At 73.2% G+C, this 6,614-nt stretch carries 5 protein-coding genes; 4 read left to right on the forward strand and 1 reads right to left on the reverse strand.

The genetic code is table 11. The annotated features are described in order from the left end of the window. Positions 1 to 561: 561 nt before the first annotated feature. Entirely contained in the window at positions 562 to 1,620 is a 1,059-nt protein-coding gene (gene cobT, locus AXW62_RS22995) for a nicotinate-nucleotide--dimethylbenzimidazole phosphoribosyltransferase (protein ID WP_060946179.1), read from the forward strand. Between the two features lie 21 nt (positions 1,621 to 1,641). On the opposite strand, the gene AXW62_RS23000 is transcribed toward cobT, so the two are convergent. Continuing rightward, the gene (locus AXW62_RS23000; protein WP_060946180.1) at positions 1,642 to 2,397 is read right to left on the reverse strand and encodes an adenosylcobinamide-GDP ribazoletransferase; all 756 of its coding nucleotides are present in this window, start codon (positions 2,395 to 2,397) and stop codon (positions 1,642 to 1,644) included. Positions 2,398 to 3,072: 675 nt separating this feature from the next. Between AXW62_RS23000 and AXW62_RS23005 the strand changes: the two genes are divergently transcribed. The 3 genes from AXW62_RS23005 to AXW62_RS23015 all read left to right on the forward strand — a co-directional run. After that, entirely contained in the window at positions 3,073 to 4,599 is a 1,527-nt protein-coding gene (locus tag AXW62_RS23005; RefSeq protein WP_030838772.1) for a leucyl aminopeptidase, read from the forward strand. 322 nt (positions 4,600 to 4,921) lie between these two features. Then, entirely contained in the window at positions 4,922 to 6,310 is a 1,389-nt protein-coding gene (gene lpdA / locus AXW62_RS23010) for a dihydrolipoyl dehydrogenase (RefSeq protein ID WP_030838769.1), read from the forward strand. A 52-nt stretch (positions 6,311 to 6,362) separates the two neighbouring features. Beyond that, positions 6,363 to 6,614 (forward strand): biotin/lipoyl-containing protein (locus tag AXW62_RS23015; protein ID WP_289306019.1); only part of this gene is annotated, 252 nt, incomplete at its 3' end.

Consider the following 6,614-nt stretch of genomic DNA (forward strand, 5'->3'; position numbering starts at 1 on the left):
CGGCGCCGCCGGGCGCCAGGTCGGTGGAAGTGGCCGCCCGTAGCGGCTTCTCCCCGCGTCAGCCACGGTCCCTCCGGGCTGCGGGCTGGTCGGGTCCCCGGCGGCTCCTCCGGGTACCCCTCTCGAAAACACTTGATCTAACGCAACTAATTGAGCAAGGGTTTTCGGAAGGGGCACCCCGACCCCCGGCAGTCCGGCAACGCCTCCAGCCCCCGAGCACCGGAGCCGCCGCCGAGCCTCGCCCCCTCGGCCCGGAAGTCGGCGACGCGGCCGCCCCCCGCCTCCTGCCCCGCTGCTCAACTGCGCCGAAGGCGCGAGACGGCGGCGCGGGCGAGCGGGCCGAGCAGGCCGACGCGGGCGCCGGCCGGTGCGGGTGCCAGCCGGTGCCCGGACGCAGGCCGACGCGGGTGCCGGCCGGCACCTGGGCGGGGCCCGGCCGGTGACCAGGCGGAGGCCGGGCGGGTGCCGGGCAGTGGCCAGGCGGAGGCCGGGCGGGGGCCGCGCCGGGCTCAACGGCCGGACGCCGTACCGGTTCCCGGGGCGCCCGGTAGGGTTCGCCAGGTGAGTGCTCTCAATCTCGATGACTTCGTCGACCTGATCGAGCGCCCCGACGGGGGCATCCGGCGCGACGCCGAGGAGCGCCGCGAGCGGCTCGCGCTGCCGCCGGGCGCGCTCGGGCGACTGGACGAACTGGGCGAGTGGCTGGCCGCCGCGCAGCAGCGGGTCCCGGTCAAGCCCGTCGAGCAGCCCCGCGTCATCCTCTTCGCGGGCGACCACGGCATCTCCGACCTGGGTGTCTCCGCCCGCCCCGCCAGGAGCACCCACCGCCTCGTCCGCGCCGTGCTGGACGGCGAGAGCCCGGCCGCCATCCTCGCCGCCCGCCTCGGCACGTCCGTCCGCGTCATCGACATGGCGCTGGACTGCGACCCCGAGGGCCTCCCGGCGGAGGTCACCCGCCACCGGGTACGCCGCGCGTCCGGCCGGCTCGACGTCGAGGACGCGCTCACCCTGGACGAGGCGGAGCGGGCCTTCCGCGCCGGGATGGCCATCGCCGACGAGGAGGTGGACTCCGGCACCGACCTCCTCGTCCTCGGCGACCTCAGCGTCGGCGGCACCACCGCCGCCGCCACGCTGATCGCCGCGCTGTGCGGTACGGACGCGTCCGTGGTCACCGGCCGGGGCGGGGCCGCGATCGACGACCTGGCCTGGATGCGCAAATGCGCCGCGATCCGCGACGGACTGCGCCGGGCCCGCCCGGTGCTGGGCGACCAGCTCCAGCTGCTGGCCACCGTCGGCGGCGCCGACCTCGCCGCGATCACCGGCTTTCTGCTGCAGAGCGCCGTGCGCCGCACCCCCGTGATCCTCGACGGTGTCGTCTCGGCGGCCTGTGCGCTGGTCGCCCAGCGGGTCGCGTTCCGCGCCCCGGACTGGTGGCTGGCCGGGCAGGCCAGCGGCGAACCGGGCCAGGAGAAGGCGCTCGACCGCATCGCCCTCACCCCGCTGCTCGACCACGGCGTCACGGTCGGCGAGGGCACGGGCGCGCTGCTGGCCCTGCCGCTGGTGCAGGCGGCCGCGGCCCTGCACGCGCAGCTCCCGGAGCGCGCGGACCAGCGGTCCTAGCGAGCGCGCGGACCAGCGGTCCTAGCCGAAGGTCAGGACCACCAGGGCGGTGGTGGCGGCCGTTTCCGCGAGCGCGCCGAAGACATCACCGGTCACCCCGTCGAGACGGCGGCGGCAGTGGTGCAGGAGGAGTTCGGCGGCCGCCAGGGCGGCCAGGACGGCGACGGCGTGACGGACGACGGCGTACGGGCCGAAGGGGACGGCCACCGCCGCGCAGCCGACCACCGTCACGGCCGCCACGACACCCGCGGAACGCCACGGCACCGTGCCCGCGACCGCGGCGCCCAGCCCCTCCGGCCGCGCCGCCGGAACCCCCACGCGGGTGGCGAGCGTCAGCGCGCAGCGCGCGGCGACACCGGCCACGGCCGCCGCGACCGCGCCGTGCGCCCAGCCCCGTCCGTACAGCTGGGCCAGCGCCGCAACTTGGCCGAGCAGGACGAACAGCAGCGTGATCACGCCGAACGGCCCGATGTCCGACCGTTTCATGACGCGCAGCGCGTCCTCGGCCGGCTTGCCGCTGCCGAGCCCGTCCGCGGTGTCGGCGAGCCCGTCGAGGTGGAGGCCGCGGGTCAGTACGGCGGGTATCGCGGCGGTGGCGACGGCCGCCGTCAGCGCCCCGCCGCCCAGGAACAGCAACGCCCCGCCCACCGCGGCGGCGCACAGCCCCACGGTCAGCCCGGCCAGCGGGGCGCACAGCATCCCGGCGTGCGCCGCCTGCCGGTCCCAGCGCGCGCCCCGCACGGGCAGCACGGTGAGCGTGCCGAAGGCGAAGCGGATCCCATCGCCCCAGGAGGCGCGCGGAGCGTGCGCGGGCGGCGGATCGTAGGCGGGCCGCGGCGGATGCTCCGGACGGTCGGGGGGACCCGGACGGTCGAGGGGCTCCGGACGCTCGGGGTGCTCCGGACGGCCGAGGGGCTCCAGACGGCCGAGGGGCTCCAGACGGCCGGGAGGCTCCAGACGGCCGGGAGGCTCCAGACGCTCGGAATGCTCCGGACGCTCGGGGTGCTCCGGACGGTCGGGGGCCTCCGGACACTCGAGGTGCTCCGCGCCCTCCGGGCGCTCGGGCTCCGGCGGGTGCGCGGACGGCTGCGGCTGATCCGGCGTGGTGTCCATCGCGCGGAAGGCTACCGCGCGGCCTCCGTATCTGAGCGACCACGGTCAAACGGATACCACCCGGCGCGCCCCAACCGGCAAGCCCCCGGCGCCCGTTGAGCCCCGGGCGCCGCGGCACCCGCCCCTGGCGCTCCGGGTGCCGCCGTGTCCGGGTGCCCGGGTCTTCCGGCCCGGGTGCCGCCCGGCGGTCACCGGAGCCGCGCACGGTCGGCCTCGGCAGCGACTTTTGCGCCCCGGAGGTGAACCGAGCCGTAAAAATCGCGGAGGCATACGATGCGGAGGGGCGCGGCCTACAACCCATATCGGCCGACGAACTATCGGAAGAGGGACCCGACCACTGTGACTGTACTGACTCTCAGCACCTCCTCCGCCGCGGCACTGCGCGCGGACGCCGTCGTCGTCGGCGTGGCGAAGGGGGCCAAGAGCCCCGTCGTCGCCGCCGGCGCCGAGGCCGTGGACAAGGCGTTCGGCGGAAAGCTGGCCGCAGTTCTGGAGACGCTCGGCGCGACCGGCGCCGAGGGCGAGGTGACCAAGCTGCCCTCCGCGTCCGGCCTCAAGGCCCCGGTCGTGCTGGCGGTCGGGCTGGGCGAGGTCCCGGCCAAGGGCGACGGCTACGACGCCGAGACGCTGCGCCGGGCCGCGGGGGTGGCCTCCCGCGCGCTGTCCGGTTCGAAGAAGGGCGCGTTCGCGCTGCCGATCGGGAGCGCGGCGGACGCCGGCGCGGTCGCCGAGGGCGCGTTGCTCGGGGCGTACGCGTACGACAAGGGCAACGGCAACGGCAAGAACGCGAAGGACAAGAAGAACAACGGCCCGCTCGCCGAGGTCGCCCTGGTGGGGACCAAGCCGCGGGACAAGGAGTACAAGGCGGCCGCCGAGCGTGCCACCGCGCTGGTCGCGGAGGTCAACCGCGCCCGCGATCTGATCAACACCCCGTCCAACGTCCTCACCCCGGCCGTCTTCGCGGCCGAGGCGGTGGCGGCCGCGAAGGAGCACGGTCTCAAGACCGAGGTGCTGGACGAGAAGGCGCTCAAGAAGGGCGGGTACGGCGGCATCCTCGGCGTGGGCCAGGGTTCGGACGCCCCGCCGCGGCTGGTGCGGATCGCGTACACCCACCCCAAGGCCGAGAAGACGCTCGCGCTGATCGGCAAGGGCATCACCTACGACTCGGGCGGTATCTCGCTCAAGCCGGCCGGTCACAACGAGACGATGAAGTGCGATATGAGCGGTGCCGCCGCCGTGTTCGCCACCGTCGTCGCCGCCGCCAAGCTGGGCCTGCGGGTGAATCTGACCGGCTGGCTGGCGCTGGCGGAGAACATGCCGTCGGGTTCGGCCACCCGTCCCGGCGATGTGCTGTCGATGTACGGCGGGAAGACCGTCGAGGTGCTGAACACCGACGCCGAGGGCCGGCTGGTGCTGGCCGACGCGATCACCCGCGCCGGTGAGGAGAAGCCGGACGCGATCGTGGACGTGGCGACGCTGACCGGTGCGATGGTGCTCGCGCTGGGCAACCGCACGTTCGGGATCATGTCGAACGACGAGGCGTTCCGCACCACGCTGCACGAGATCGCGGAAGAGGCCGGTGAGCAGTCCTGGCCGATGCCGCTGCCGTCGGATCTTCGCAAGAGCATCGACTCCCCGGTCGCCGATCTGGCGAACATGGGTGAGCGCATGGGTGGCGGTCTGGTGGCCGGCATCTTCCTGAAGGAGTTCGTGGCGGACGGGATCACCTGGGGCCACCTGGACATCGCGGGTCCGGCCTTCAACGAGTCCGGTCCGTTCGGCTACACCCCCAAGGGCGGCACGGGCTCCGCGGTCCGTACCCTGGTGCGGCTGGCCGAGCGCGCCGCCGACGGCGACCTCGGCTGAGCCAGGAGCCGACGGCGACCTCGGCTGAGCCGGGATCCGAGCGGCCCCGGCCGGGCCATGGGCCGAAAGTCCCGTCGATTTCGCCCTCAACGAAATCGACGGGGCTCCGCGTTCCGCATACCCAGGAGTAACGCCTGAACTGGGGTGTGGAGATTTCTCACACAGCGGCCCCGCGTCCCGCCTCCTCGCAACAAGTGCGAAGATGTTGTCCCGGCAGGACAGGGCCCCCGACACCAGGGCCGAAGCAAGAAGCGGCCGAACACACGCCGCCGCCCGGCCGACCGACGGCCGGCCCCGGCGCACCATGCATGGAGGACGTGACGTGGCGAACGACGCCAGCACCGTTTTCGACCTAGTGATCCTCGGAGGCGGTAGCGGCGGTTACGCCGCTGCCCTGCGCGCGGCGCAGCTGGGTCTGGACGTCGCCCTGATCGAGAAGGACAAGCTGGGCGGCACCTGCCTGCACCGCGGCTGCATCCCCACCAAGGCTCTGCTGCACGCCGGTGAGATCGCCGACCAGGCCCGTGAGGGCTCGGAATTCGGTGTCAAGACCACCTTCGAGGGCATCGACATCGAGGGTGTGCACAAGTACAAGGACGGCGTGGTCTCGGGCCTCTACAAGGGTCTGCAGGGCCTGATCGCCTCCCGCAAGGTCACCTATGTGACGGGCGAGGGCCGGCTGTCCTCCCCCACCTCCGTCGATGTGAACGGTCAGCGTTACACCGGCCGCCACATCCTGCTGGCCACCGGTTCGGTGCCGAAGTCCCTCCCGGGTCTGGAGATCGACGGCAACCGCGTCATCTCCTCCGACCACGCGCTGGTGCTGGACCGGGTGCCGAAGTCCGCGGTCGTGCTGGGCGGCGGTGTCATCGGCGTCGAGTTCGCCTCCGCGTGGAAGTCCTTCGGGGCCGACATCACCATCGTCGAGGCGCTTCCCCACCTCGTCCCGGTCGAGGACGAGAACAGCTCCAAGCTGCTGGAGCGCGCCTTCCGCAAGCGCGGCATCAACTTCTCCCTCGGCTCCCGCTTCTCGGGCGTCGAGTACACCGCCGACGGCGTCAAGGTCTCGCTGGAGAACGGCAAGACCTTCGAGGCCGAGCTGCTGCTGGTGGCCGTCGGCCGTGGCCCGGTCTCGCAGGGTCTGGGCTACGAGGAGGCCGGGGTCGCCATGGACCGCGGCTATGTCCTGGTCGACGAGTACATGCGGACCAACGTTCCGACCATCTCCGCCGTCGGCGACCTGGTTCCCACCCTCCAGCTGGCCCACGTCGGCTTCGCCGAGGGCATGCTGGTGGCCGAGCGGCTGGCGGGCCTGAACCCGGTGCCGGTCGACTACGACGGTGTGCCGCGGGTGACCTACTGCCACCCCGAGGTCGCCTCCGTCGGCATCACCGAGGCCAAGGCCAAGGAGCTGTACGGTGCGGACAAGGTCGTCGCCCTGAAGTACAACCTCGCGGGCAACGGCAAGAGCAAGATCCTCAAGACCGCTGGCGAGATCAAGCTCGTGCAGGTCCGCGACGGTGCCGTCGTCGGCGTCCACATGGTCGGTGACCGGATGGGCGAGCAGGTCGGCGAGGCTCAGTTGATCTACAACTGGGAGGCGCTGCCGGCCGAGGTCGCGCAGCTCGTCCACGCGCACCCGACCCAGAACGAGGCGCTCGGCGAGGCCCACCTGGCCCTGGCCGGCAAGCCGCTGCACTCCCACGACTGATCGTCCCGAGCGCGTACCATCCGCAAAGATCGTTAAGGAGCAACCGAACACCATGGCGGTTTCCGTAACCCTGCCGGCGCTCGGCGAGAGCGTGACCGAGGGCACCGTCACCCGCTGGCTCAAGGCCGAAGGTGAACGCGTCGAGGCCGACGAGCCCCTGCTCGAGGTGTCGACCGACAAGGTCGACACCGAGATCCCGGCCCCCTCGGCGGGTGTGCTGACGTCCATCAAGGTGGCCGAGGACGAGACGGTGGAGGTCGGCGCCGAGCTGGCCGTCATCGACGACGGCGGCGCGGCCCCGGCC

The sequence above is a fragment of the Streptomyces hygroscopicus subsp. hygroscopicus genome, from assembly GCF_001553455.1.
Classification (GTDB): Bacteria; Actinomycetota; Actinomycetes; order Streptomycetales; family Streptomycetaceae; genus Streptomyces; species Streptomyces hygroscopicus.